This is a genomic window from Pseudomonas sp. NMI760_13 (assembly GCF_021283245.1).
Taxonomy (GTDB): Bacteria; Pseudomonadota; Gammaproteobacteria; order Pseudomonadales; family Pseudomonadaceae; genus Aquipseudomonas; species Aquipseudomonas peradeniyensis.
The window spans coordinates 71,723-96,225 of the sequence record NZ_JAJSRC010000013.1 but is presented as its reverse complement, the minus strand read 5'-3'; the positions used below and the strand labels follow the sequence as shown (position 1 = coordinate 96,225).

The window sequence follows — 24,503 nt, the reverse complement described above, 5'->3', positions numbered from 1 at the left end:
CGGAACCTCTTGGCGCGGGCTTGACGATAGGCTGATCGTAGCATAGCGTTCGTTTACTAAACGATCATTCATCAATGGAGCGGTCCATGGCAGAACAACAAAAGGTCGTGCTGGTGATCGGCGCGGGCGACGCCACCGGGGGCGAGATCGCCAAGCGTTTCGCCCGCGAGGGGTATGTCGCCTGCGTGACCCGGCGCCAGGTGGAAAAACTGCAGCCGCTGGTCGATGAGATCCGCGCCGCAGGTGGCCAGGCCCATGGCTTCGGGTCCGATGCGCGCAAGGAAGAAGACGTCGCCGAGCTGGTCGAGACCATCGAGCGGGATATCGGCCCGATCGACGCCTTTGTCTTCAATATCGGCGCCAATGTTCCGTGCAGCATCCTCGAGGAAACCCCGCGCAAGTACTTCAAGATCTGGGAAATGGCCTGCTTCGCCGGGTTTCTCACCGCCCAGGCGGTCGCCCGGCGCATGGTGACCCGCGAGCGCGGCACCATCCTCTTTACCGGCGCCACCGCCGGTACCCGCGGGGCGGCCGGTTTCGCCGCCTTCGCCGGGGCCAAGCATGGCCTGCGCGCCTTGGCCCAGAGCATGGCGCGGGAGCTTGGGCCGCGCAACATCCATGTCGCCCATGTGGTGGTCGACGGCGCCATCGACACCGCGTTCATCCGCGACAGCTTCCCCGAACGCTATGCGCTCAAGGACCAGGACGGCATCCTGGACCCTGCGCACATCGCCGACAGCTACTGGTTACTGCATGCCCAGCCACGGGATGCCTGGACCTTCGAACTTGACCTGCGCCCGTGGATGGAGCGCTGGTAAGTCCCACCCTCATACAAGGAACGAATCATGAGCAAGACCGTCGAGTTCTTCCTGGACCTGGGCAGCCCGGCCACTTACCTGGCCTCGACCCAGCTACCCGCCCTGTGCGCGCGTCACGGGGCGCGGTTGGTGTACAAGCCGATTCTGCTGGGCGGGGTGTTCCAGGCCACCGGCAACGCCTCGCCGGTCATGGTGCCGGCCAAGGGGCGCTATATGCGCATTGACCTCAAGCGCTACGCCGACCGCTATGGCGTGCCCCTGACCCTGCCGCCAGGGTTTCCGGTCAACACCCTGACCTTGATGCGCGGGCTGACTGGCGTCCAGTTGTTTGCCGAGGAACGTTTCGAAGCGCTGTTGAAGGTGCTGTTCGAAGGGCTGTTCGTGCACGGGCGCAATCTGGCAGACCCTGCGGTATTGGGTATGACCTTGGCCGCAGGAGGCTTCGAGGCCGAGATGTTCCAGGAGCTGGCCGTGCGACCCGAGGTCAAGGACGCCTTGCGCAAAGCTACCGAGGAGGCGGTCGAACGTGGCGTGTTCGGGGCGCCGACATTCTTCGTCGACGGGCAGATGTTCTTCGGCCAGGACCGGCTGGATTTCGTCGAGCAGGCTTTGGCCCGGCAGGCATGACGATCTGGCCATGCCACCCCCCTATAGGAGCGGCCTTGTGCCGCGAAAGGGGCGCGAAGCGGCCCCGGCGATCTTTGCGTCAACGCTGAAACCCTGGGGCCGCTTCGCGCCCCATTCGCGGCACAAGGCCGCTCCTACAGGGGATCAGACCAACTGTCGTTCTATTTGATCGCGTTCCCAGAGGCTCAGGTGATCCACCGGATTGGTGCCATAGCGGTGCCAGTCGTCCAGCGTGCCCTGGCGCCCATCCGGGCTCTGGCAGTGGCTGCAGTGGGCCAGTCCCTCGCTGTCCAGCACCAGGCTCAGGCGCCAGCCGTCGACTAGCACCTCGACCTGCCCGCCGGCCAGGCGGGCGACCGTTACCAGCGATCGGACGCCAAGGGCGGCGTCACGCAGGCACTGGTACGCCTCGCGGCTGGCGACGGTGGTCATGGGCGGATCAGAAGTTCGCCGGGGTATTGGCGCTGATGATCTCGGCCTCGTCGGGGCCGATGTTCTTGAAGGTGTGGGGCAGGGTGGTAGGGATGTAGTAACCATCGCCGGCGTTAAGCACGCTGACCTGGCCATCGACCCACAGCTCCATGGTGCCTCGGGTGACCAGGCCGCATTCCTCGCCTTCGGCGTGGACGATCGGCTCGCCGGAATCGGCGCCCGGCGCATACAGCTCGCGCAGCATGCGCATCTGCCGGCCTTCGACACTCGCACCGACCAGCAGCATGCGCAGGCCGTTACGGCCCAGGTCGGGCTGCTCGCCGCCACGGAAAACGTAACGTTCCTCGCGCACCGGCTCGTCGAAACTGAAGAACTCCGCCAGGGACATGGGGATCCCTTCGAGCAGTTTCTTGAGGGAACTGACCGAAGGGCTGACCCGGTTCTGCTCGATCTGCGAGATCGTCGAGTTGGTCAGCCCGCTGCGGCGGGCCAGTTCCCGTTGGGAGAGGTTGTTGCGTTCACGCACCAGTTTGAGTCGTGTCCCCGTGTCCATAGCCGCCTTGTTTGCAGAGGTGTCAAAAATAATGGGCGAGGCATTAAAACACACTCTGCAGGCTTGCGCGCTGTGCGTCTCAGTGACGCTGGTCGCTCGCTGCCGGCCACAGCCCCACCAACAACAGCAGGGCACCGACGGCAAGGAACGGCAGGCGCGGGTCGAGGGCATAGACCAGAGTGCCGGCCAGCGGCCCGATCACCGCGCCCATGCCCTGGGCGGCGCCGATCGAGCCGGCCGTGGCACCCTGTTCGCTGGCGTGCATGGCGTTGGCCGCCAGGGCGGAGAATGCCGGGAAGACGAAGCCCATGCCAAACGCAGCGACGAAGAATGCGCTCCACAGCCAGGGTGCGTGGGTTGCCAGCGCTGCGGCAGCGAAGCCGAGGCCGGAGATGCTGGCGCCGACACGGATCATTTTCGCCGGCGGCCACTCGAGCCTGCGCAGGAACACCTGCGCCAGCATCAGCGCCACGCCCACGCAGGTCAGGGCGATGCCCGCGGCCTGGGCGGCGTCGCCGGCCTCCAGGTGCAGGCGATCGAGGGCGAAGAAACCGACGGCGATCTGCGACACGGTGATGCTCAGCATGGCGCTGAAGGCCACCAGCAACGGGCGGCGCAGGCGTGGATCGGACAGGCGCACCGGATTGGGCGCATGAACGTGTGCCAGTGGCTGCGGCTTGAGCTTGAACAGCAGCACCACGAACGCCGTGGCCGGCAGCAGCGACATGGCATAGAACGGCAGGCTCAGGCTGTAGCGCGACAGCAGCGCGGCCAGTGCCGGGCCGACCACCAGGCCGACGGCATTGGCCGCGCCCAGCGAAGCCATGGCCCGCGCCCGGCGCTGGGGCTCGACATGGTCGGCAATCAGGGCATTGCCGCCCACCGGCAGCGCGGCATAGAAGGCGCCGATCAGGCCGCGGGCCAGCATCAGCCCGAAGAACGCCACGCTCGCGCCCGGCAGCCAGCGCAATGCGCCGTCGATGAACAGGCACAGCACCCAGTAGGCCAGGGTGAAGCCGCCGCTGCCCAGCAACAGTACGCGGCGCCGGCCATAGCGGTCGGCCAGGCGCCCCCAGGGCCGCGCCAGCAGCACCCAGACCACGCCGGCCACGGTCACCGCCGCGCCGGCCTGCCAGGTGGCCATGCCCAGCAGGCGGGCGATGGGGCCGATCAGGGCGACGAAGGCCATCATCGACATGGTGCAGGCCATGTTCACCAGCATCAGTGGACGCAGGTCCAGGGTGCTGGACGGGGTCAAGGCGGCAGGGTCCTTTGCAACGTTCATGGGGCAGTCCGGGGCAGTTCGACGAAATGAGCGCCAATGTTAGTAATAATTATTTACATGTGTCGACCCCGGCAATGCTCATTCACTGCGGCGCAGCGGGCCTGGCCACATGCTACGCAAGACGCCGTCGCGGCGCACCAGGGCATGCACCAACGCCGCCCCCAGGTGCAGCAGCACGGTGGCGAACAGCAGGTAGCCGGCCCAGCCGTGGGCCTGGCGCAGTATGGCGTACAACTGCAAGTCGTGGGGGGCGATGGCGGGCAGTTGCAGGGGCCGTGGATAGCCACCGGCCGAGAGCATTGCCCAGCCGAGCAGCGGCATGGCCAGCATCAGGCCGTACAGCAGCAGGTGCGAGGCGCCGGCGGCCAGCCGTTGCAGGCGCGGCAGGTCGCCGGGCAGCGCCGGGTGTGGCAGGGCCAGGCGCAAGGCGATACGCAGGATCACCAGCACCAGCAGGGCCAGGCCTGTGGCCTTGTGCAGCTCGACCAGCAGCGGATGCCGTGGCGACAGGTCGCCGACCATGTTCACGCCGATGAACAGCATGGCCAGGATCAGCGCGGCCATCAGCCAGTGCAGCAGGCGGGCCAGGGGGTGGAAGGCGGTGGCGGTCATGGGCGGGCTCCTTCGCTCAGCGCTTCGTGGCTGCGGCGGTTGAACGACACTGAATAGGCGGCCGAGCGGGCGGCGAGGATCGGGTCGGCGGACGGTTCGATGCCGTGGGGCAGGATCAGCGGGTCGAAGTTCAGGTCGCGGCAAGCGCCTTGCTCGGGGCCGTCGACCCGTTCCACGACCAGGGTGCCGGCGTCGATGCTGCGACGTTCGACGGGCCAGGGACGGGCAGGGTCGTCCACCGGGTCGCCGGGCTCGGCCAGGGTCAGGCGCAGGGTCCAGCGCAGCGGGCCCTGGGCCAGGCGTTGCTGCAGGTCGTGCTGGAGGAACTGCCGGTCATCGACCTGGGCGGGCAGGGCAGCGAACGTTGTCTGCGGCTCCAGGGCCCAGCGTACCGGGTGGGCGTTGCCCTGGGCATCGATCAGGCGAAAGGCATTGATGCTGTTGTAGGCGGTGCTGGCGAAGCTGTCGCTGGGCTTGTAGCTGGCCGCCCACTGGCGAAACGCCGCGCTTTCCGGGTGGCTGGCGAAAAACGCCTGCAGCTTCGCTGGGTCCGGCTTGCCGGTGGCCGGGTCGGGCGCCCCGGCCAGCACCTGCTGGTAGAACGCCTCGGGCGTGCTCACCGCCAGCACCGGCGGGTTGTTCATGCCGGTGCGCCAGACCTGGCCGTCGTCGCTGCTCAACTGGATGGCCAGGCTGCGTACCGGTATGGCGGTGTCCGGGGCGAAGGGGTTGGCGCCGCCGATGGCGAAACGACCGATCACCGGCACCTGGGCCTGGCTGAAGACGCGGGCGCTGGAGAGCGCCGCAGCCTGCCCGCTGGCCTGGAAGTAACCGCTGACGCACAGGCCTTTGGCATGGTTTTTCCGATAGCCGGGATAATGGCCGGCCTGGGCCTCGAAGGTGTCGATGATGCGCTGCGGGGTCAGCCCTGGCGCGCCGATCCAGCCGGCGGCATAGGCGAAGCCCGCTCCGAGGGCGGCGAGGGTGGCGCCGATGGCGGCCAGGCGCACGGCCTTGGCGGTGCCATGCAGGGGAGTGGTCATGGGGACGCTCCGGTCAGGTGGGATGAGCCGGTACGACGCAAGGGCGAACGATTTATTCCCGCCGGGGGAATAGATTTCGTGCCGGGCCGTCTGCCCATTACACTGACTGCCCATTGGGGCCCGGAACCCGACCATGCACGATCTGGACGACCAACAATGGCGCGAGCTGCTGCAACGCCTGCGCCGCTTCGCCCTGTGGCTGACCCGCGAGCCCGGCGGCGCCGACGACCTGGTCCAGGCCACGGTCGAGCGTGCCCTGAGCCGCCGTGGCCAGCAGCGCGACGCCGACAGCCTGCGGCCCTGGCTGTTCACCATCCTTTACCGGCTGTTCCTCGACGGCAAGCGCCGCGAGCGCCTGCACGCCCGCTGGCTGGCCTGGTTCGGTCGGGGCCAGGCCGAGGAACCGGCCGGTGGCGAGATCGAGAGCATCGTCCTGGCCCAGGCCGATCTGCGCGCCTTCGCCCGGCTGTCGGCGGAGCAACGCGCCCTGTTGCTGCTGGTCAGCGTCGAAGGCCTGAGCTACAAGGAGGCGGCCGACACCCTCGGCATTCCCATCGGCACGGTGATGTCGCGCCTGTCGCGTGCCCGTGCCGCCCTGCGTGAACTGACCGAGGGCAACCCCACGCCCCCGGCCCTGCGGAGACTCAAATGACGCGCCTGATCCCCACCGAGCACGAGTTGCACGCCTATGTCGACGAGCGCCTGGAGCCGGCTCGTCGGGCCGAGGTCGAGGCGTGGCTGGCGGTCAATCCCGAGGAGGCGGCGCGGATCGAGGCCTGGCGCGGCGATGCCCGGCGCCTGCGGGCGGCCCTGGCCGGCTTCGGCGAGCAGCCCAGCGATCCGGCGCTGGACCTGGCGCCCCTGCGCCGCCGCCTGCGCCAGCGTCGGCAATGGCGCCTGGCACAGGCGGCGGTATTGCTGCTGGCCATGGGCCTGGGCGGCCTGGGCGGCTGGCAGGCACGTGAGGCGACGCTGTTCGCCGGCATGTTGCCCATGGCCGATGCGGTGGAGGCCCACCGACTGTTCGCCGACGCAAGCACGCTGGATATCCAGGCCAGTGATCCGGCGCGGCTGCAGGCCTGGCTGGGACGTCACTTCAACCGTGTCGGCCAATTGCCGGACCTGTCTGGCTATGGTCTGCAGCCGGTGGGCGCACGCCTGCTGAGCAACGAGGCGGGGCCGGCGGCGCTGCTGGTGTTCCAGGACCGCCAAGGGCTGCGCATCAGCCTGTTCCTGCGCTCGCCCGGCGAACACTTCGAGCGCATGCCCAGCGGCCAGCGCACCGACGGCCAGTTGCAGGCCCGCTACTGGTCCCACGGCGACTACAACTTCGCCCTGGTCAGTGCGGTGGATGATGCCCGTGGCGAGCAGGTGCGCCGGGCGCTCGGCGTCAGCCTGTAGGCCAGTCACCTGTCCCGGGTATCGATGCTCACCACCACCGACATCCCCGGCCGCAGCTGCCTGGCCTCGGGCTGGTCGCCATCGACGGTGATCCGCACCGGGATGCGCTGGGCGATCTTGACGAAGTTGCCGGTGGCGTTGTCGGCCTGCAGCAGGGCGAATTCCGAGCCGGTGGCCGGGGAGATCTGCTGCACGTGGCCGCGCAGCTTCAGGTGGTTGAGCGCATCGACGGTGAAGGTGGCGGGTTGGCCGATGCGCACCTTGGCCATCTGCGTTTCCTTCAGGTTGGCGATCACCCACAAGGTGTCCGGCACCAGCGCCATCAACTGCGCGCCGGGATTGACGTAGGCGCCCAGCCGGGTGCCGATCTGCCCCAGTTGGCCGTCCCGCGGCGCCTTGACCCGGGTGTTGTCCAGGTCGATGCGGGCCAGCTCCACGGCGGCCCTGGCATTCTCCACCGAGGCCTGCAGCGCGGCACGGTTGACGATTACCGTCTCGCGGTCCTGGCGGGCGATTTCCAGCGCGGCCCTGGCCTGGGCCAGGCTGGCGACGGCGGCGGCATGGCTGGCGCGGCTCAGGTCCAGTTCGCGGCGCGACACCGAGCCGTCGCTGACCAGCGCCTGGTTGCGCTGCAGGTCGGCCTTGGCCTTGTCGGCCTGGGCCGCGGCGTCGCTGATCGCGGCCTGACGCTGGGCGATGCCGGCCTCGGCGCTGTTGCGCTGCTGCAGGTTGTTGGCCAGCGCCGCCTCCTGCTGTTTGAGCTGGGCGATGGACTGGGCCAGGCGCTGGGTGTAGATACGGTCATCCAGGCGCACCAGCAGGTCGCCCTGCTTGACGAACTGGAAGTCGTGCACCGGCACCTCGATGATATAGCCGCCCAGTTGTGGCCCGATAATTGTCACCTGGCCGCGCACCAGGGCGTTCTCGGTGCTCTCGATGGCGCTGCTGAACGGCGGCAGGCGCCAGGCGTACAGCACCAGCAGGATGCCGGCCAGGGCCACGGCGGCGAAGCTCAGCGACGACAGCAGGCGCACCCGCCGGCTGCGCGCCGGGCTGGTCGGTTCGCTGGGTGGTTGCGCGCCTTCCGGGGTTTCGGCGATGGCGGTGGTGGTGGTCGTTGGCGTCTCTTGGGTCATCGGCTCGGGGTACCGCTGGTGGAGTGGTTGTAGCGCAGGTACAGGCTGCGGATGAAGATCCAGATCATGGTCAGGATAGCGATGGCGCCGATCAGCATGAACACATCGTTGTAGGCCAGCACATTGGCCTCGCGGGTCGCAGCGTTGGCCAGCAGGCGCATGCCGGCCTCGTTGCGCAGCGCCGGGTCGGCGAACACCCCGGCGTAACCGGCGCCACCGCCCTGCACGCGGGCGCTGACCAAGGGTTCCAGGGCGCTCAGGCGATCCATCAGCTGGTTGGAGTGGAATTTCTCGCGCACGGTCTGGAAGGTGCCCAGCAGCGCCGAGCCGATCAGCCCGCCGAGGTTGTTGCAGATCCCGAACAGCACCGAGAAGCTCACCAGGTTGCGCGGGTTGGCGCGCACATGGCCGATGCCCAGCGCCATCGACGGGCCGACGAAGAACGTGCTGCCGAAGGCCAGGAGGAACTGGCTGAGGTACATCTGCGCCGGACGGGTCAGGTTGCTCGAGGTGCTGTCCATGAAGGCGCCGGTGGCCATGGCCGCCAGGGAGATGAACAACGGCAGCACCAGGTGCTGGGGGTTGATGGTCAGGGCGCTGGTGGCCAGGCCCGTGACCGCGCCCAGCAGCATCACTGCGTACAGCGCGCGCATCTGCTCGTTGCCCATGTTCAGTGCCTGGAGAAAACCCACGGCGCCGGTGGACTGCTCGGAGATCACCATGCGGATCAGGATCACGCACAGGGCCAGGCGGATGATCGCGCCGCTGCCCAGCCAGCGGGTCATCAGCAGCGGGTTGCTGCGGTTGTGCTCGATGGCCAGGCCCGAGAGGATCAGGGCGATGGAGCACGCCAGGGCGACGCCGATCCACGGCGCGTCGAGCCACCAGTCGATGCGCCCCAGCGACAGCGCCGCGCAGAGCAGGGCGGTGCCACTGGCCATCAGGGTGAAGGTGAGGAAATCCAGGGGCTCGAAGGTCTTGAAGCGATCGCCGGGGGGCAGTTTGAGCAGCAGCACGCAGCCCAGCGCGGCCAGGGCCAGGCCCAGCTCGAACAGGTACAGCCCCCGCCACTCGGCGATCTGCAGCAGGTCCTCGGAGAACACCCGGGCCAGCGGCACCGCCAGCTGCGAGGCGCCAAGGCCCAGGACCATCGCCTTGAGCCGCCACTGCGCGGGGAAGGCCTGGATCATGTAGTACAGGCCCAGCGAACTCAGCGCGGCGCCGACCATGCCATGGGCGGCGCGCACGGCGATGGCCGAGTTGAGGTCGTTGACGAACAGGTGGGCGAGGGTGACCAGGGCATAGAGCACCAGGAACACCTCGGTGAAGGCGCGCAGGCCGAACTCCTGGCGGAACTTCACCAGCAGCAGGTTCATCGACACGTTGGTCATCACGAAGGCCGCCGGCAGCCAGGCCATTTCGGCACTGGTGGCACCCAGCGCGCCCTGCAGGAACGGCAGGTTGGCGACCACCAGGGCGTTGCCCAGGCCGCCCGTGATGGCCACCAGCAGGCCGACCAGGCCGAAGGCCAGGCGCTTGGCCGGGGCGTGCAGCGGCGTCGAGGGCGAGCCGGGCAGGCTGGGCTTCTCATGGGGGAGCCACTGGCGGGGGGCGTACTTGTCCATCGGGTTGTCCGTTACCGCGGGTAATCCGACTCTACGTCAATGGCCGTTTGGATGAAATCATCGCTCAAACGCAGAGCGCCAGGCGCATGGCGCAGCGATTGCCCAGGCCATGGGCCAGCTCGCCGGCAAGGATGCCTTGCAGGCGCGCATCAAGCTGCGGCGCGGGGATGCGCTCGAAACCATAGCGGGCGTAGAACGGGGCATTCCAGGGGACATCGTCGAAGGTGGTCAGGGTCAGCCAGGCCAGGCCGTTCAGGCGCGCGGCTGTACGCGCCTGGTCCAGCAGGCCGCGACCCAGGCCCTGGCCCTGGGCTTCCTGGCGGACCGACAACTCATGGATGTGCAGGGCGTCGCCTGTGGTGCTGGCGCAGAGAAAACCCAGCGGCAGGTCCCGGCCATCCACGGCAACCCAGCTGCCGCCCTCGGTGACGAACGCCAGGTGCTCGGCCTCGTTCATCACATCGCTGTCGGCCAGCCAGGCCAGGTGCGGCAATTGCCGGAAAGCCTGGGCCGCAGAGCGTTCCAGGGTAGGGAGCAGGGGGATGTCGCTGACGCGGGTGGGGCGCACGTGCATGGTGGATCAGGACCTGTAGGAGATCGCCCAACCCATTGGGCTGCGCTGTTGCATAAAGAACTGTACCCCTGTGGGAGCGGGCTTGCCCGCGAAGCAGGCGTCGCGGTGCTGGGCACCGGCTTTGCCGGTGATCGCGGGGCTAGCCCGCTCCCACGCTGTTCCAATCTGCGCAGGAAGAGTGGAGTTTGCCAGATCGGCGTGTGAAGGTGTTGCATTGTAATTGTTATAACGTAACATTTATAGTCTTCCTTTCATCCAGGGCCTCCACCGTGATCCGCAGAAACCCCTCCGGCCATCTCCCGCAAATCGCCGAATCGGCCTATATCGATCACACCGCCATCATCTGCGGCAAGGTGATCATCCACGACAACGTGTTCGTCGGCCCCTATGCGGTGATCCGCGCCGACGAGGTGGACGGCAGCGGCGACATGCAGCCGATCGTCATCGGCGCCAACTCCAATATCCAGGACGGCGTGGTGATCCACTCCAAGTCCGGCGCGGCGGTGCGCATCGGCCAGTACAGCTCGATCGCCCACCGTTCCATCGTCCATGGTCCGTGCGAGGTCGGTGACCGGGTGTTCATCGGTTTCAACAGCGTGCTGTTCAACTGCAAGGTCGGCGACGGCAGCGTGGTGCGGCACAACTCGGTGGTCGATGGTCGCGACCTGCCACCGCGCTTTTATGTGCCGCCCACCGAGCACATCGGCCCGCACACCGACCTGGAGCGTTACCCGCCGGTCAGCGTGTCGGCCTCGGAGTTCTCCGAGGACGTGGCGCGCACCAACATCGACCTGGTCCAGGGCTACAAGGCCCTGCAGAACGAGTTCTGAACATGGACACATTGCTGGTGCGCAACGCACGGCTGGTCAATGAAGGGCGCGAGTTCGAAGGCGACCTGTTGGTGCGCCACGGGCGCATCGAGCGGATCGCCGGCAGCCTCGACAATGCCCGGGCGGCGCTGGAGATCGATGCCCGGGGTGCCTGGCTGCTGCCGGGGATGATCGACGACCAGGTGCATTTCCGCGAGCCGGGGGCGCCGCACAAGGGCAGCATCGCCAGCGAGTCGCGGGCGGCGGTGGCCGGGGGCATCACCAGCTACATGGACATGCCCAACACCAACCCGCCGACCCTGACCCTGGAGGCGCTGGCCGACAAGAAGCGACGGGCGGCGGCGAGTTCGCGGGCCAACTATGGCTTTCACTTCGGCGTGAGCCGCGACAACCTCGACACCATCGCCGCCCTCGACCCGCGCGAAGTGGCCGGGATCAAGGTGTTCATGGGGGCCTCCACCGGCGACATGCTGGTGGACGATCCGCAGGTGCTGGAAAAGCTCTTCGTCTATGCGCCGACCATCGTCCTGGCCCACTGCGAGCACACCCCGAGCATCCTCGAGAACGAGGGCTGGTGGCGCGCCCGCCACGGAGAGTTCATTCCCCCGGCCGCGCACCCGCTGATCCGCGACGCCGATGCCTGCTACCGCTCCTCGAGCCTGGCGGTGGAGTTGGCCCGGCGCTTCGGCACGCGCCTGCACGTGTTGCACCTGAGCACGGTGCGGGAACTGGCATTGTTCCAACCGGGCCCGGTGAGCGGCAAGCACATCACCGCCGAGGTGTGCCTGCACCACCTGCTGTTCGACGACAGTGACTACGCAAGCCTCGGCCACCTGATCAAGTGCAATCCGGCGATCAAGACCGGCACCGACCGCGATGCCCTGCGCAAGGCCCTGGCTCGCGATCGCATCGATGTGATCGGCACCGACCATGCGCCGCATACCCTGGAGGAAAAGCGCCGGGTGTATACCCGTGCGCCGTCGGGCCTGCCGCTGGTGCAGCATGCCTTGCCGGCGGCGTTGGAGCTGGTCTGCGAAGGGGTGCTGAGCATGGCCCAGGTGGTGAACAAGACCAGCCACGCAGTGGCCGAACTGTTCGCTATCCGCGAACGCGGTTTCCTGCGCGAGGGCTATTGGGCGGACTTCGCCATCGTCGAGCGCCTGGCCAGCCCACGGGCGGTGGCGGACGACCCGATCCTGGCGCATTGCGGCTGGACGCCGTTCCAGCAGCGCGCCTTCCACCATGTGGTGCGCAGCACGGTGGTGTCCGGGCAACTGGCCTGGCACCAGGGGCGGGTACGCGACCAATGCCAGGGCTTGCCCTTGATGTTCGACCGCTGAATCCCCCCAGATCGCCCATCCCTTCGGGCTGCTCTGTCGCGCACGGAACAGAAGAGCACGCATCACCAACGTGGGAGCGGGCTAGCCCCGCGATCACCGGCAAAGCCGGTGCCATACACCGCATCGCGGGGCAAGCCCGCTCCCACGCTGTTCAAGTCAGCAAGTTACGTTTTGTTCCATGAGGGCGGTCTCGCGCCCCCAGCATTCTGGAGTTACCCCCATGACTGAAGAGCAACTGCTGCAACAACCCGCCAGCGCCTACATGAACGAACCCCAGCGCCAGTTCTTCCGCAACCTGCTGCTGACCCAGCGCGGCGAGCTGCAGACGCGCATCGAGCAGGAGTTGCGCGCCCTGCGCGAACAGGAAGTGCACAGCGACCCCGCCGATATCGGCAGCGCCGAGGAAGAACGTCACTGGCAACTGCGCTCGCTGGAGCGGGAGAAGAAGCTGCTGGACAAGATCGACCAGGCGCTGGAGCGCCTGGCCCGGGGCGATTACGGCTGGTGCGAGGAAACCGGCGAGCCGATCGGCCTGCGCCGCCTGCTGCTGCGGCCCACCGCCACCCTGTGCGTCGAGGCCAAGGAGCGCCAGGAGCTGCGCGAGCGGCACGTACGTGACGATGTCTAGTCAGTGGCCAGGCCTTGGGCCTGCAACTGCCAGCGCACCGCGCTCACGCCTTTCTCCAGGCTCACCCGCCCGACCAGGCGCTCCAGCTGGGTCGGCGCCTGCGGCGTGCCGAGCAGCTCGGCGCGCACTTCCAGGCGTGCCGGATCGGCCAGGTCCTCGCTGTGCAGCGACTGCAGGCGCAGGCCCGGGTCGCTGAGGCTGTGCAGCATCAGGCTGCGCACCTGGATCTCGTCCTCGGCGCGGCAGACGATGCGCACCTCGTAGCGCTGCTCGACCTCGCTGGCCGGCACCACGTCCTGGCGGTCCAGGCGCTGGGCGAGGTCGCGCAGCAGGATGTTGGCGCACAGCACCACCAGGCTGCCCAGGGAGGCCTCCAGCAGCAAGCCGAGGCTGCACAGCACGCCGACCGCGGCGGTGCACCAGAGGGTAGCGGCGGTGTTCAGGCCGCGCACGTTGAAGCCGTCGCGCATGATCACGCCACCGCCGAGAAAGCCGATGCCCGACACCACATAGGCGGCGATGCGTGAGGCATCGGTGGGTGCCATGCCCGGCACGGCCTGGGTCATCAGCACGAACAGGCAGGCGCCGGTGCTGACCAGGGCGTTGGTGCGCAGGCCCGTCAGGCGCTGGCGCAGTTGACGTTCGGCACCGATCAGGGCACCGAGCAGCAGGGCCACGCTGACGCGCAGCAGAAAGATTTTCCAATCCATAGCGAACTCCGTTCCGCGGGCGATGGCCCGCACGAGCACCGACCGCAGACGGCGCGAATGAAAGCGAGGAATGCGCAGGACCACGCGCCATGCCAGGTGGCAGGGCAGGAAAGGAAGGAGGAATGTTCAGCCCCGCAGGGCCGAAGGGAACCACCGTCTACCGTGTGCGGCGAGACAGTGGCAGGAACGCTGCCGGACTAGCTCGCCGTGTGGGCCTGTCGCAATCGACTGGGGCTACTGTCCAATGCAGTGGACTCCTGTGTGGGGGATGCTTGAGTGCGCGGCGGACCATACGCCTCGACCCGCGCAGGGTCAAGGCGTGAATCATGACAATTGCGTTACGCCAGGCGCTGGCAGACGTAGGCCTGGGTCCGGTAGGGGAAGGCGATGCGCTCGCGGCCCTTGAGGTCCGGGTGGTTGTCGATCAGCTCCTGCAACCGGGCCATGACCCTGTCCTGTTCGGCCTGGGGCAGGGCGGCGATGAAGCTGACCGAGCGCAGGCGTTCGAGGATCACCGTCTGCGGGCTGCCTTGATGGACGTGGGGCAGGGTGGTCAGTTGCGGCGCGCTGAAGCGGCTGCCCGCGAAGGCGTCGCGCCAGCGACCGGTGTGAAAGCGTGGGGTGTCGCCCTCGTAGGGGGTGATGATCTCGGTGATCCGCGCCACCCAGTCCACCGCTTCGTCACGCACGTTCCAGATCAGCCCCAGGCGGCCGCCCGGCGCCAGCACCCGGTGCATTTCGCGCAGGGCAGCGGCGTCGGCGAACCAGTGGAAGGCCTGGGCGCAGACCAGCACCTGCTGGCTGGCGTCGGCCAGCGGGATGTGCTGGGCGGTGCCTTCGAGCACCGGGACCTCGGGCAGCCGCTCGCTGAATCGCTCGCGCATGGCGGCCACCGGCTCCACCGCCGTCAGGCGCGGCGCCAACGCGGCGAGCAGGCGGGTGAACTTGCCGGTGCCAGCGCCCAGGTCGAGGACCGGGGTGCCGGCGCCGATGCCCAGGGTGTCGCGCAGCCAGCCCTGCAAGGCGCTGGGATAGTCGGGCCGGCCCTGCTCGTAGTTGCTCGACTGGCGGGTGTAGCCGGTGCTGGCTGAGACGTGTACATCCTTCATGGAAAATCCCTCCGAATGACCTGGCGGCAATGGTACCCTTGCGCCTTTCGTTGCCAACCCCCCGGACCGATCCATGTTGTTCAATCTCGCCGTGCTGTTCGGCACCCTGGTGGCCATGGAGGGCGTCGGCACGCTGGCCCACAAGTATGTCATGCACGGCTGGGGCTGGTGGCTGCACCGCTCGCACCATGAGCCGCAGCTGGGCATGCTGGAGACCAACGACCTCTACCTGCTGGCCCTGGGCCTGATCGCCACGGCGCTGGTGGCCCTGGGCAAGGCCGGGCATGCACCGTTGCAATGGGTTGGCGCTGGGGTAGCGGGGTATGGCGTAGCCTATGTGCTGGCCCACGATGGCTTTTTCCACCGGCACTGGCCGCGAGCACCGAAACCGGTCAACCGCTACCTCAGGCGCCTGTATCGGGCGCATCGCCTGCACCATGCGGTGAAGGGGCGCCAGGGCAGCGTTTCGTTCGGCTTCTTCTACGCGCCGCCCTTGCGGGTGTTGAAGCAACAGCTGAAGCGGCGGCGGGGCTGAGCTTCACGCCTCTCCCCGACCTTCAGGCGCCGCCGGCCTACCAGGCCAGCGGATGCTCGAATCCCTTCCAGCACAACCAGCGCCTCACCTCGCCATGCGCCCCGGTGCCGATCTGCCATTGCGGCCTGCCGCTGTCCAGGGCGATCAGTGAAATGAAACCGGCATGGCTGGCCACCGCCAGGGTGCGGCCATCGGCGCTGATGTCCATGGCGCTGATGGTCGAGCCGAGGTAGTGCTGCCAGTGCTCGCTGCCGTCCTCGCCGAAGGCGCGCAGGTAGCCATGGGCGTCGCCGACGATGTACTCGCTTTCACGGGCCACGCCGGCGTAGATCCGTGCGCCGTCCTGCAACAGCGGCGTGCGCGGGTCCTCGCTGTAGAAACCGGTATCCAGCCCCGGCAGGTCGGCCACCCGCACGCCGACGGTGCCGCCCCGGTAGAAGTGGCAGGCGTTGAGGATCAGCTGGTCGCCACGCCGGTTGAACAGGGCGAAGTGCGGGTATTCGCTGGCCGGGCCCACTTCGGCGATGGGCTTGAACTGCTCGTCGAGCACCAGGTGTCGGCCGCATTGCTCGCCCAGGGCGATCAGCCGGCCATCCGGTGACAGCGCGGCATGCTCCATGGCCAGGCCCAGGACGATGTCGTCCGGATCGGTGCCCTGGCGCAGTTCATCGAGAATGTCCGCCTGCCGCGGCAACAGGCGCGTGGCACCGCTGGCGGCGAGCACGAAGATGCCGTCGCTGCTGACCAGCAGGACCCGCTGGCCATCGGGGAAGGGCAGCAGCGCGGTGGGTATCGGCGGCAGGTCGAGGGGGTCGAACGGGTAGCCGGCGGGCAACCCTTCCAGGCCATGGGGCCAGGCCAGCCTGGCCACCTGCGGGCCGCCCCAGCCATCGGTCACGCGCACCCCTTCGGCATTGGCCAGGGCGTAGTAGCGCCGTTGCGGGCAGCGGCCGAAATGCTCGACGCCGATCACCGGGGTGACGCCCTGGTCGTCGATGCGCAGCACCTGCCCCCGGTCGAACGGCATGCCGATGCGCGCCAGCAGGCTGCCGTCGTCGAGCAGCAGCAGGCTGCCGATGCCCTGGGCCTGTTCCTCGAACAAGGGCACCAGTGGCAGGTGCGCCGGCGGCCAGGCCTCGCGGAACAGCTGGCGCTGTGCCGGGTCGACGCCGGGCTGGTTGATGGCCCGCAGCGCCGCCAGCCAGGCGTCGAGCAGGTGTTCGGTGGCCGCTGCCTGCGGCTCTTCCAGATCGTCCCAGCCTTGCGCACGGCCCTGCGCGACATAGCGGTTGATGGCCTCGGCGTAGGCGATGACCGCCTCGCGCCACTGCTGCTGGGGGTGCTGCTTGTCCATGGGCGGATCGAACTCCTTGTTCCGCAGGGGGGGTGGCGATGCCACAAAAGGGTGCATGGTACTCCGTCCGCACCCGAGGTTGTGAGGGCCGGGCTTGATGCGTACCATGCTGGGCATCCTTCCAATAATCAAACGTGCGTCACCGGCCTGGCACCTGGGCGGGCGGTGTGCGTCCTGTTGCCTTGCCCGCGGAGAAAAACCTCTTCACATGAATGGACCCGTACCTACCTCCATGCCTCCCGCAGCCGGCAATGGCAATTGGCTGAGCGTCATCGCCCTGGCCCTGGCGGCGTTCATCTTCAACACCACCGAGTTCGTCCCGGTGGCGCTGCTCAGCGATATTGGCCGCAGCTTCGAGATGACCACCGCGCAGGTCGGCCTGATGCTGACCATCTATGCCTGGGTGGTGGCGCTGGCGTCGCTGCCGATGATGCTGATGACCCGCAATATCGAGCGGCGGCGCCTGCTGCTGATCGTGTTCCTGGTGTTCATCGCCAGCCACCTGTTGTCGTGGTTGTCGCAGAGCTTCGCCATGCTGCTGGTCAGCCGTATCGGCATCGCCCTGGCCCACGCGGTGTTCTGGGCCATTACTGCGTCGCTGGCGGTGCGCGTGGCGCCGCCCGGCCAGCAGGCCAAGGCGCTGGGCCTTTTGGCCACCGGCACCACCCTGGCGATGGTCATGGGCATCCCGCTGGGGCGGGTGGTGGGCGAGGCGCTGGGCTGGCGCATTACCTTCCTGTGCATTGCCGGGGTGGCGCTGGCGACCATGCTGTGCCTGATGAAGTCGCTGCCGCTACTGCCGAGCCAGAACTCCGGCTCGCTGCGCAGCTTGCCTATCCTGTTCAAGCGCCCGGCGCTGGTGATCACCTACGTGCTGGTGACGCTGGTGATCACCGCGCAGTTCACCGCCTACAGCTACATCGAGCCGTTCGCCCTGCACGTGGCGCAGATCAGTGGTGAACACACCACGTTGCTGTTGTTGCTGTACGGTGGTGCCGGCGTGTTCGGCTCGGTGCTGTTCAGCCGCTACAGCGAGCGCTTCCCCCATGGCTTTCTGGTGGGCGCCATCGGCGCGCTTGCCGCGTGCCTGCTGTTGCTGTTGCCGCTGTCGGGCAATTTCCAGGTGTTCGCCGCCCTGAACATGGTCTGGGGCGTGGCGATCCTGAGCTTCAGCCTGGCCCTGCAGTCCAAGACCCTCAAGCTCGCCTCGGACGCCACCGACGTGGCCATGGCGTTGTTCTCGGGGATCTACAACATCGGCATCGGCGGCGGCGCGCTGCTGGGCAGCATCGTCAGCAGCCAGCTGGGCGTGGCGCATATCGGCCTGGTCGGTGGCGGCGTCGCCGTCGTTGGCCTGGTGCTGGCGCTGGCCAGCATCCAGCGCTTTCGCGAGGCCCTGACGCGAGTTCCCGGCCAGGCCTGAACCGCGACCTCTGTAGGAGCGGCTTTAGCCGCGATCACCCGCGAAGCGGGTGCCAGGCTCCGCGTTGCCTGCATCGCGGCTAAAGCCGCTCCTACAGAAAAAACCCGCTTCCCGGCACCTCCACCCCTGGGAATCTCTCCCGACTGATCCGCATCAATCCCCCTGGCAACCAGCGCCCCTGTAATAGGGGCGCTTGTGCATCGGCAAGGCTGCCACTAATATCCAAGCGTTTTCTTGTGTAATTGCCTGTTCCCCCTGGCCAGGCCATCAATACGGACGTTGATATGGATTTGCACACCTCCCTGTGGCTGTTCCAGGCCATCCAGGCCGTGGGCCTGGCGTTATGGCTGAGCATCGCGGTATTGAACAACCTGCAGGCTTTCGCCAGTTCCGTCGGCGCCATCGGCGCCACCCTGGCCATGGCGCCGCTGCGCCAACCGCCGGCCATCGACTTCCCCCTGCTGCGCCGGGCCTGCCAGTCGGCCGGCCTGGCCCGCGCCGCGCTGCTGGTGATCCTGCTGCTGCAGATCGTCGCCAGCCTGGCGGCCTGGGTCGGCTGCTACGGGCTGATCATCGCCCAGGATCCGCTCATGGCCCGCGCCTGGCTGAACCTGGCGCTCGCCGCGTTCCTAGCCTTCACCTTCGCCATGCTGCTCGGTGGCCTGTGGTTCGGCTACTGGATTCGCCAGGAAGGCCTGCAGCTCACCCATCTGGTGCTGGTGCTGTGGGCGATCCTGGCGTTCTTCCTGTTCAACCTGAACTGGGCCTGAGGCGAGGACGCGCGATGAATAGCAAGACGATACTTGGCAGCGCCCTGGTACTGGCGCTGGTCACCGCCGGCGGTCTGGCCTGGCGCCACACCGGCCAGGCCCAGGCCACGGCGACACCGGCGCGGCACCTGGTCAAGGTGGCCCTGGCCACGGTGCAGAAAGCACCGCAAAAACGCGCCTTCGCCGGCGTCGGCGAGCTGGAGGCGGTACACCAGGTGCTGGTCTCGGCCGAAATCGGCGGACGGGTGACGGCGATCAACTTCACATCCGGCCAGCAGGTGCGCAAGGGCGATGTGCTGGTCACCCTCAACGATGCCCCGGAGCAGGCCGAGCGCCTGCGCCTGAAGGCCCAGCTGGACAATGCGCGGACCAACCACCGGCGGGTCAAGGACCTGCTGCGCGAGAACGCTGCCACCCAGGAACAGCTGGACAATGCCCTGGCGGCCCGCGACATGGCCCAGGGCGAGCTGGCCCGCACCGAGGCGGTGATCGCCCAGAAGGCGGTGCGCGCACCGTTCGACGGGCGCCTGGGCATCCGCCGGGTGAACCAGGGGCAGTACCTCAATGTCGGCGATCCGGTGGTCAGCCTGATCGACACTCGCAGCCTGTATGTCAACTTCTCCCTCGAAGAGCAGTTGAGCGCCCAGCTGCGCCCCGGCCAGCCGGTCGAGGTGCGCCTGGACGCCTTCCCCGACACACCGTTCACCGCCCATATCACGGCCATCGACCCGCTGATCGGACGGTCGCGCACGGTGCAGGTCCAGGCCACCCTGGCCAAACCTGATGCGCGCCTTGCGGCCGGCATGTACGCCAGCGTGCAGGTGGCCAGCCCCGATGACGGCCAGGTGCTGACCGTGCCGGAAACCGCGGTGGCCTACACCGCCTATGGCGACACGGTGTTCGTCGCCCGCCGCGATGACGCCGCCGATGCCCTGGTGGTGCAGCGGGTGGCGGTGCGCACCGGCGAGCGCCAGGCCGGCCGTGTGGTGATCGAGCAGGGTCTGAACGAGGACGACCAGGTGGTGGTATCCGGGCAGTTGCGCCTGAGCGACGGTACCGCCGTGCAAGCCACCGAAGACACCCTGCAGGCCCCGGCCAGCGGCGCCTGACCCCAGCGAGAACATGCCATGACATTCACCGACCTGTTCGTGCGCCGGCCTGTGCTGGCGCTGGTGGTCAGCACCCTGATCCTGTTGCTTGGGCTGCTGTCGCTGCTGCAGTTGCCGATCCGCCAGTACCCGCTGCTGGAAAGCTCGACCATCACCGTGACCACTGAATACCCCGGCGCCCCGGCCGAGCTGATGCAGGGCTTCGTCACCCAGCCGATCGCCCAGGCGGTGTCGTCGGTGGAAGGCATCGACTACCTGTCGTCCTCCTCGGTCCAGGGCCGCAGCCTGGTGACCGTGCGCATGGAGCTCAACCGCGACTCGACCCAGGCGCTGACCGAGGTGATGGCCAAGGTCAACCAGGTGCGTTACCGCCTGCCGGAGCGCGCCTACGATCCGGTGATCGAGCGCTCGGCCGGCGAGTCGACGGCGGTGGCCTATATCGGCTTCGCCAGCCCGAGCCTGCCGATCCCGGCCATGACCGACTACCTCACGCGGGTGGTCGAGCCGTTGCTCAGCACCATCGAGGGCGTGGCCAAGGTCCAGGTGTTCGGCGGCCAGACCCTGTCGATGCGCCTGTGGATCGACCCGGCGCGCCTGGCCGCCCGGGGCCTGACCGCCGCCGACGTGGCCGAGGCGGTACGGCGCAACAACTATCAGGCGGCGCCCGGCAAGGTGAAGGGCCAATATGTGATTGCCAATATCCGCGTCGACACCGACCTGACCTCGGTCGGCGACTTCCGTGAGCTGGTGATCCGCAACGACGGCAATGGCCTGGTGCGCATCCGTGACATCGGCACCGTCGAGCTCGGCGCCGCCTCGGCCGAGACCAGCGCCAGCATGGACGGCGTACCGGCGGTGCACCTGGGCCTGTTCGCCACCCCGGGCGGCAACCCGCTGGTGATCGTCGAGGGCATCCGCCAGCTGTTGCCGCAGATTCGCCAGACCCTGCCGCCGGACGTCAAGGCCGAGCTTGCCTTCGAGACGGCGCGCTTCATCCAGGCCTCCATCGACGAGGTCACCAAGACCTTGCTCGAAGCCCTGGCGATCGTGGTGGTGGTCATCTACCTGTGCCTGGGTTCGCTGCGCACGGTGCTGATCCCGGTGGTGACCATTCCCCTGTCGATGCTTGGCGCGGCGGCGCTGATGCTGGTGTTCGGCTTCAGCATCAACCTGCTCACCCTGCTGGCCATGGTGCTGGCCGTGGGGCTGGTGGTGGACGATGCCATCGTCGTGGTGGAGAACGTCCACCGCCATATCGAGGAGGGGCGCACGCCGGTGGCGGCGGCGTTGATCGGAGCCCGCGAGGTGGCCGGGCCGGTGATCGCCATGACCATCACCCTGGCAGCGGTGTACGCGCCGATCGGCATGATGGGCGGGCTGACCGGCGCGCTGTTCCGCGAGTTCGCCCTGACCCTGGCCGGCGCGGTGGTGGTCTCCGGCGTGGTGGCCCTGACCCTGTCGCCGGTGATGAGCTCGTTCCTGCTCGATGCGCGCCAGTCCGAAGGGCGCATGGCCCATACCGCCAACCGCTTCTTCGATTGGCTGGCCGAGCGCTATGCCCACGTACTGGGATTCTCGCTGAAGCACCGCTGGATCAGCGTCGGCTTCGCCTTACTGGTGCTGGTCAGCCTGCCGCTGCTGTACAGCCTGCCGCAGCGCGAGCTGGCGCCGACCGAGGACCAGGCCGGGCTGCTCACCGCGATCAAGGCGCCGCAGCATGCCAACCTGGCCTATGTCGAACGTTTTGCCGACAAGCTCGACGCGGTCTACCGCACCCTGCCGGAGACCGTCAGCACCTGGATCATCAACGGCAGCGACGGCATCGCCTCGGGCATCGGCGGCATCAACCTGCAACCGTGGGACGAGCGCGCGCGCAACGCCTCGCAGATCCAGCTCGACCTGCAGGCGGCGGTCAACGATGTCGAGGGCACCAGCATCTTCGCCTTCCAGCTGCCGGCGCTGCCGGGCTCCACCGGTGGACTGCCGGTGCAGATGGTGTTGCGCAGCTCCCAGGACTACCGGGTGCTGTTCGACACCATGGAGCAGGTCAAGGCCAAGGCCCGGCAGAGCGGCCTGTTCGCCGTGGTCGACAGCGACCTGGACTACAACAACCCGGTGGTGCAGGTGCGGGTCGACCGGGCCAAGGCCAACAGCATGGGTATCCGCATGCAGGACATCGGCGAGTCGCTGGCGGTGCTGGTGGGGGAGAACTACCTCAACCGTTTCGGCCTCGACGGCCGTTCCTACGACGTCATCGCCCAGAGCCCGCGTGACCAGCGCCTGACCCCGCAGGCCCTGACCCGACAGTACGTGCGCAGCGAGGAGGGCCGGCTGGTGCCGCTGTCCACCGTGGTGCAGGTCAGCGAGCAGGTCGAGCCCAACCGCCTGACCCAGTTCAACCAGCAGAACGCGGCGACCTTCCAGGGCATCCCGGCGGCCGGGGTCACCCTGGGCGACACCGTGGCCTTCCTTGAACAGGTCGCGGCTGAATTGCCTGTTGGCTTCAGCATCGACTGGCAGTCCGACGCCCGCCAGTACCAGCAGGAGGGCAACGCCCTGATGCTGGCCTTCCTCGCCGCCGTGGTGGTGATCTACCTGGTGCTGGCGGCGCAGTACGAGAGCCTGGTCGATCCGCTGATCATCCTGATCACCGTGCCGCTGTCGATCAGCGGCGCGCTGCTGCCCCTGGCGCTGGGGGTGGCCACGGTGAACATCTACACGCAGATCGGCCTGGTGACGCTGATCGGGCTGATCAGCAAGCATGGCATCCTCATGGTCGAGTTCGCCAACACCCTGCAGGCCGAGCAGCACCTGGACCGGCGCACGGCGATCGGCAAGGCGGCGCAGATCCGCCTGCGGCCGATCCTGATGACCACGGCGGCCATGGTGGTGGGGCTGATCCCGCTGCTGTTCGCCTCGGGCGCCGGCGCCGCCAGCCGGTTCGGGCTGGGCGTGGTGATCGTCACCGGGATGCTGGTGGGGACCTTGTTCACCCTGTTCGTGCTGCCGACCATCTACAGCCTGCTGGCCCGTGACCATGCCAGCACCGCGCGTTCGGCGCGGGCGCGGTCGTTGGCCGAAACCCTGGAGGGCCAGCCATGAAGCCTGTATTCGTCGTTTCCCTGATGGCCCTGGCCTTGACTGCGTGCAGCGTCGGCCCCGACTACCAGAAGGCCGAGGTACCGGCCACTGGCGTGCACAGCCCGCAGCGCGCGGCCTTCGCCGCCCGTGGCGAGTTGCCGGCGCAGTGGTGGCGGTTCTTCGACGACCCGCAGTTGGTGCGCCTGGTCGACCAGGCCCTGGCCAACAACCACGACATCCGCCAGGCCCACGCCAACCTGCTGGCGGCGCGGGCGCTGTTCGACGACCGCAGCCTCGACCGCTATCCCTGGGTCACTGCCCGCGCCGGCTACAACCAGAGCCTGGAGCAGCAGCAACCGGCCGATGGCAGCGACCCGCGACGCATGCGCACCGAGCAGTACCGCGCCGGTTTCGACGTGCAGTGGGAGATCGACCTGTTCGGTCGCCTGCAGCGCCTGACCGACGCCGCCGAGGCTCGCGCCGACGCGGCGGCGGCGGACCTGCGCCAGGCGCGGCTGAGTATCGCCGCGGAGGTGGCCCGCAACTACTACCTCCAGCTTGGGCTCAAACGCAGCCTGACCGTGGCCGAGGACCAGGTCGAGGCCTGGCGCGAGACCCTGCAGCTGACCAGTGCCCAGGTGCGCGCCGGCAGTGGCCAGTACGAAGACCAGCAGAACGCCCACGCCAACCTGTTGCTCAGCGAGGCGGCAGTGCCGCCGTTGCAGGCGGCGATCCAGCAGGCCAGCTACCGCCTCGACGTGCTGACCGGACAGGTGCCGGGCAACCAGGAGCAGGGCGCCGCGCCGTTCCTGCCGCCGTTGGCGCGCCAGTTGCCGCTGGGCGATGTCGACGTATTGATCGGCCAGCGCCCCGATGTTGTCGGCGCCGAGCGTGAGCTGGCAGCCAGCACCGAGGACGTCGGCGCGGCCACCGCCGAGCTGTACCCGCGCCTGGACCTGGGCGGCTTCATCGGCTTCTTCGCCCTGCGCAGCGGCGACCTGGGCAGTGCCGCCCGTGCCTACGAGCTGGCGCCGGTGGTGACCTGGCCGGCGCTGCGCCTGGGCAACGCCCGAGCCCGCCTGCGGGTGCGCGAGGCGCTGGCCGAGGGCAGCCAGGCACGCTACCAGCAGGCCGTGCTGCTGGCCCGCGAAGAGGTGGAAAACGCGGTGACGCAACTGGTGCGCAACCAGGCACGGCTGCAAAGCCTGGTGGCCTCCGCCGGCCACGGCAGCGAGGCCATCGACATTGCCAACAAGCGCTACCGGCGCGGCGCGGGGACCTACCTGGCGGTGCTGGAGAACCAGCGTGCGCTGTTCTCGATCAAGCGCGAGGTGGCCGAAGCGGAGACGGCCTCGTACCTGGATGCGATTGCGCTGTACAAGGCGTTGGGGTGGGGGAGTGCGGCCCAGTAGCACCTGTCGGTCATTCATGTCGTACTAACAGGGCTGGCAACCATGGCCTGTCAGGCATGGCCACGTTGCAACAGATGTAGGAGCGGATTCATCCGC

Annotated in this window: 24 protein-coding genes; 13 read left to right on the top strand and 11 right to left on the bottom strand. The window is 68.1% G+C overall.

Annotated elements, in window-relative coordinates; translation table 11 throughout:
* The first annotated feature begins 86 nt into the window (after positions 1-86).
* Positions 87-818 (top strand): SDR family oxidoreductase, encoded by a 732-nt coding sequence (locus tag LU671_RS15565; protein ID WP_232856138.1) that lies wholly within the window; start codon positions 87-89, stop codon positions 816-818.
* 27 nt (positions 819-845) lie between these two features.
* Positions 846-1,445: a 2-hydroxychromene-2-carboxylate isomerase gene (locus tag LU671_RS15560; RefSeq protein WP_232856137.1), complete on the top strand. Its 600-nt coding sequence runs from the start codon at positions 846-848 to the stop codon at positions 1,443-1,445.
* A 144-nt stretch (positions 1,446-1,589) separates the two neighbouring features.
* Here LU671_RS15560 and LU671_RS15555 read toward each other — a convergent pair whose 3' ends face one another.
* The 5 genes from LU671_RS15555 to LU671_RS15535 all read right to left on the bottom strand — a co-directional run bounded on the left by LU671_RS15555 (position 1,590) and on the right by LU671_RS15535 (position 5,370).
* Complete coding sequence (locus tag LU671_RS15555) at positions 1,590-1,877, bottom strand: DUF7693 family protein (protein ID WP_232856136.1); 288 nt, start codon at positions 1,875-1,877, stop codon at positions 1,590-1,592.
* A 7-nt stretch (positions 1,878-1,884) separates the two neighbouring features.
* Complete coding sequence (locus LU671_RS15550) at positions 1,885-2,430, bottom strand: cupin domain-containing protein (protein ID WP_050705832.1); 546 nt, start codon at positions 2,428-2,430, stop codon at positions 1,885-1,887.
* Positions 2,431-2,509: 79 nt separating this feature from the next.
* Positions 2,510-3,715, bottom strand: a complete 1,206-nt coding sequence (locus LU671_RS15545) for an MFS transporter (RefSeq protein ID WP_203652457.1) — start codon at positions 3,713-3,715, stop codon at positions 2,510-2,512.
* Positions 3,716-3,793: 78 nt separating this feature from the next.
* Positions 3,794-4,327, bottom strand: coding sequence for a cytochrome b (locus tag LU671_RS15540; RefSeq protein ID WP_232856135.1), 534 nt, complete (start codon positions 4,325-4,327; stop codon positions 3,794-3,796).
* Entirely contained in the window at positions 4,324-5,370 is a 1,047-nt protein-coding gene (locus LU671_RS15535) for a catalase family peroxidase (RefSeq protein ID WP_232856134.1), read from the bottom strand. Before LU671_RS15535 ends, LU671_RS15540 begins: the two co-directional genes overlap by 4 nt.
* 133 nt (positions 5,371-5,503) lie before the next feature.
* On the opposite strand from LU671_RS15535, the gene LU671_RS15530 reads away from it, so the two are divergent.
* Together LU671_RS15530 and LU671_RS15525 are read left to right on the top strand one after the other, a co-directional pair.
* Positions 5,504-6,022, top strand: coding sequence for a sigma-70 family RNA polymerase sigma factor (locus LU671_RS15530; protein WP_232856133.1), 519 nt, complete (start codon positions 5,504-5,506; stop codon positions 6,020-6,022).
* Complete coding sequence (locus LU671_RS15525; RefSeq protein ID WP_232856132.1) at positions 6,019-6,771, top strand: anti-sigma factor family protein; 753 nt, start codon at positions 6,019-6,021, stop codon at positions 6,769-6,771. The genes LU671_RS15530 and LU671_RS15525 overlap by 4 nt, the downstream gene beginning before the upstream one ends.
* 5 nt (positions 6,772-6,776) lie before the next feature.
* Here LU671_RS15525 and LU671_RS15520 read toward each other — a convergent pair whose 3' ends face one another.
* From LU671_RS15520 to LU671_RS15510, 3 genes are all read right to left on the bottom strand, one after another.
* Complete coding sequence (locus tag LU671_RS15520) at positions 6,777-7,907, bottom strand: HlyD family secretion protein (RefSeq protein ID WP_232856131.1); 1,131 nt, start codon at positions 7,905-7,907, stop codon at positions 6,777-6,779.
* Positions 7,904-9,532, bottom strand: a complete 1,629-nt coding sequence (locus tag LU671_RS15515) for an MFS transporter (protein ID WP_232856130.1) — start codon at positions 9,530-9,532, stop codon at positions 7,904-7,906. The genes LU671_RS15520 and LU671_RS15515 overlap by 4 nt, the downstream gene beginning before the upstream one ends.
* Before the next feature lie 64 nt (positions 9,533-9,596).
* A complete protein-coding gene (locus LU671_RS15510; RefSeq protein ID WP_232856129.1) occupies positions 9,597-10,106 on the bottom strand; it encodes a GNAT family N-acetyltransferase in 510 nt (169 codons plus the stop codon).
* 269 nt (positions 10,107-10,375) lie between these two features.
* On the opposite strand from LU671_RS15510, the gene LU671_RS15505 reads away from it, so the two are divergent.
* The 3 genes from LU671_RS15505 (at position 10,376) to dksA (ending at position 12,904) form a co-directional block, all read left to right on the top strand.
* Entirely contained in the window at positions 10,376-10,936 is a 561-nt protein-coding gene (locus LU671_RS15505) for a gamma carbonic anhydrase family protein (protein WP_062362175.1), read from the top strand.
* Positions 10,937-10,938: 2 nt separating this feature from the next.
* Positions 10,939-12,276: a dihydroorotase gene (locus LU671_RS15500; RefSeq protein WP_232856128.1), complete on the top strand. Its 1,338-nt coding sequence runs from the start codon at positions 10,939-10,941 to the stop codon at positions 12,274-12,276.
* 220 nt (positions 12,277-12,496) lie between these two features.
* Positions 12,497-12,904: an RNA polymerase-binding protein DksA gene (gene dksA / locus LU671_RS15495; protein ID WP_232856127.1), complete on the top strand. Its 408-nt coding sequence runs from the start codon at positions 12,497-12,499 to the stop codon at positions 12,902-12,904.
* Here dksA and LU671_RS15490 read toward each other — a convergent pair.
* Complete coding sequence (locus LU671_RS15490) at positions 12,901-13,614, bottom strand: MgtC/SapB family protein (RefSeq protein WP_186712495.1); 714 nt, start codon at positions 13,612-13,614, stop codon at positions 12,901-12,903. The two genes, dksA and LU671_RS15490, sit on opposite strands and share 4 nt — an antisense overlap.
* 338 nt (positions 13,615-13,952) lie before the next feature.
* Positions 13,953-14,723 carry a class I SAM-dependent methyltransferase gene (locus LU671_RS15485; protein ID WP_232856126.1) on the bottom strand — a complete coding sequence of 257 codons (771 nt, stop codon included), beginning with the start codon at positions 14,721-14,723 and terminating at the stop codon, positions 13,953-13,955.
* A 73-nt stretch (positions 14,724-14,796) separates the two neighbouring features.
* On the opposite strand from LU671_RS15485, the gene LU671_RS15480 reads away from it, so the two are divergent.
* Positions 14,797-15,258 (top strand): sterol desaturase family protein, encoded by a 462-nt coding sequence (locus LU671_RS15480; RefSeq protein ID WP_186712493.1) that lies wholly within the window; start codon positions 14,797-14,799, stop codon positions 15,256-15,258.
* A gap of 37 nt (positions 15,259-15,295) precedes the next feature.
* Here LU671_RS15480 and LU671_RS15475 read toward each other — a convergent pair whose 3' ends face one another.
* Entirely contained in the window at positions 15,296-16,612 is a 1,317-nt protein-coding gene (locus tag LU671_RS15475; protein WP_232856125.1) for a hypothetical protein, read from the bottom strand.
* A gap of 208 nt (positions 16,613-16,820) precedes the next feature.
* Here LU671_RS15475 and LU671_RS15470 point away from each other — a divergent pair, with 208 nt between their 5' ends.
* From LU671_RS15470 to LU671_RS15450, 5 genes are all read left to right on the top strand, one after another.
* Positions 16,821-18,035: a sugar transporter gene (locus LU671_RS15470; protein WP_232856124.1), complete on the top strand. Its 1,215-nt coding sequence runs from the start codon at positions 16,821-16,823 to the stop codon at positions 18,033-18,035.
* A 284-nt stretch (positions 18,036-18,319) separates the two neighbouring features.
* Positions 18,320-18,805: a DUF2165 family protein gene (locus tag LU671_RS15465; protein ID WP_203652469.1), complete on the top strand. Its 486-nt coding sequence runs from the start codon at positions 18,320-18,322 to the stop codon at positions 18,803-18,805.
* 14 nt (positions 18,806-18,819) lie between these two features.
* Complete coding sequence (locus LU671_RS15460; protein WP_203652470.1) at positions 18,820-19,914, top strand: efflux RND transporter periplasmic adaptor subunit; 1,095 nt, start codon at positions 18,820-18,822, stop codon at positions 19,912-19,914.
* An 18-nt stretch (positions 19,915-19,932) separates the two neighbouring features.
* Entirely contained in the window at positions 19,933-23,016 is a 3,084-nt protein-coding gene (locus LU671_RS15455) for a MexW/MexI family multidrug efflux RND transporter permease subunit (RefSeq protein WP_203652471.1), read from the top strand.
* Positions 23,013-24,407, top strand: a complete 1,395-nt coding sequence (locus tag LU671_RS15450) for an efflux transporter outer membrane subunit (RefSeq protein ID WP_232856123.1) — start codon at positions 23,013-23,015, stop codon at positions 24,405-24,407. Before LU671_RS15455 ends, LU671_RS15450 begins: the two co-directional genes overlap by 4 nt.
* Positions 24,408-24,503 lie beyond the last annotated feature (96 nt).

Bases quoted from the DNA above. Each gene is read 5' to 3' on its own strand.
- LU671_RS15565 (WP_232856138.1), top strand. From the start codon at position 87: ATGGCAGAACAACAAAAGGTCGTGCTGGTGATCGGCGCGGGCGACGCC.
- LU671_RS15560 (WP_232856137.1), top strand. From the start codon at position 846: ATGAGCAAGACCGTCGAGTTCTTCCTGGACCTGGGCAGCCCGGCCACT.
- LU671_RS15555 (WP_232856136.1), bottom strand. From the start codon at position 1,877: ATGACCACCGTCGCCAGCCGCGAGGCGTACCAGTGCCTGCGTGACGCC.
- LU671_RS15550 (WP_050705832.1), bottom strand. From the start codon at position 2,430: ATGGACACGGGGACACGACTCAAACTGGTGCGTGAACGCAACAACCTC.
- LU671_RS15545 (WP_203652457.1), bottom strand. From the start codon at position 3,715: ATGAACGTTGCAAAGGACCCTGCCGCCTTGACCCCGTCCAGCACCCTG.
- LU671_RS15540 (WP_232856135.1), bottom strand. From the start codon at position 4,327: ATGACCGCCACCGCCTTCCACCCCCTGGCCCGCCTGCTGCACTGGCTG.
- LU671_RS15535 (WP_232856134.1), bottom strand. From the start codon at position 5,370: ATGACCACTCCCCTGCATGGCACCGCCAAGGCCGTGCGCCTGGCCGCC.
- LU671_RS15530 (WP_232856133.1), top strand. From the start codon at position 5,504: ATGCACGATCTGGACGACCAACAATGGCGCGAGCTGCTGCAACGCCTG.
- LU671_RS15525 (WP_232856132.1), top strand. From the start codon at position 6,019: ATGACGCGCCTGATCCCCACCGAGCACGAGTTGCACGCCTATGTCGAC.
- LU671_RS15520 (WP_232856131.1), bottom strand. From the start codon at position 7,907: ATGACCCAAGAGACGCCAACGACCACCACCACCGCCATCGCCGAAACC.
- LU671_RS15515 (WP_232856130.1), bottom strand. From the start codon at position 9,532: ATGGACAAGTACGCCCCCCGCCAGTGGCTCCCCCATGAGAAGCCCAGC.
- LU671_RS15510 (WP_232856129.1), bottom strand. From the start codon at position 10,106: ATGCACGTGCGCCCCACCCGCGTCAGCGACATCCCCCTGCTCCCTACC.
- LU671_RS15500 (WP_232856128.1), top strand. From the start codon at position 10,939: ATGGACACATTGCTGGTGCGCAACGCACGGCTGGTCAATGAAGGGCGC.
- dksA (WP_232856127.1), top strand. From the start codon at position 12,497: ATGACTGAAGAGCAACTGCTGCAACAACCCGCCAGCGCCTACATGAAC.
- LU671_RS15490 (WP_186712495.1), bottom strand. From the start codon at position 13,614: ATGGATTGGAAAATCTTTCTGCTGCGCGTCAGCGTGGCCCTGCTGCTC.
- LU671_RS15485 (WP_232856126.1), bottom strand. From the start codon at position 14,723: ATGAAGGATGTACACGTCTCAGCCAGCACCGGCTACACCCGCCAGTCG.
- LU671_RS15480 (WP_186712493.1), top strand. From the start codon at position 14,797: ATGTTGTTCAATCTCGCCGTGCTGTTCGGCACCCTGGTGGCCATGGAG.
- LU671_RS15475 (WP_232856125.1), bottom strand. From the start codon at position 16,612: ATGGACAAGCAGCACCCCCAGCAGCAGTGGCGCGAGGCGGTCATCGCC.
- LU671_RS15470 (WP_232856124.1), top strand. From the start codon at position 16,821: ATGAATGGACCCGTACCTACCTCCATGCCTCCCGCAGCCGGCAATGGC.
- LU671_RS15465 (WP_203652469.1), top strand. From the start codon at position 18,320: ATGGATTTGCACACCTCCCTGTGGCTGTTCCAGGCCATCCAGGCCGTG.
- LU671_RS15460 (WP_203652470.1), top strand. From the start codon at position 18,820: ATGAATAGCAAGACGATACTTGGCAGCGCCCTGGTACTGGCGCTGGTC.
- LU671_RS15455 (WP_203652471.1), top strand. From the start codon at position 19,933: ATGACATTCACCGACCTGTTCGTGCGCCGGCCTGTGCTGGCGCTGGTG.
- LU671_RS15450 (WP_232856123.1), top strand. From the start codon at position 23,013: ATGAAGCCTGTATTCGTCGTTTCCCTGATGGCCCTGGCCTTGACTGCG.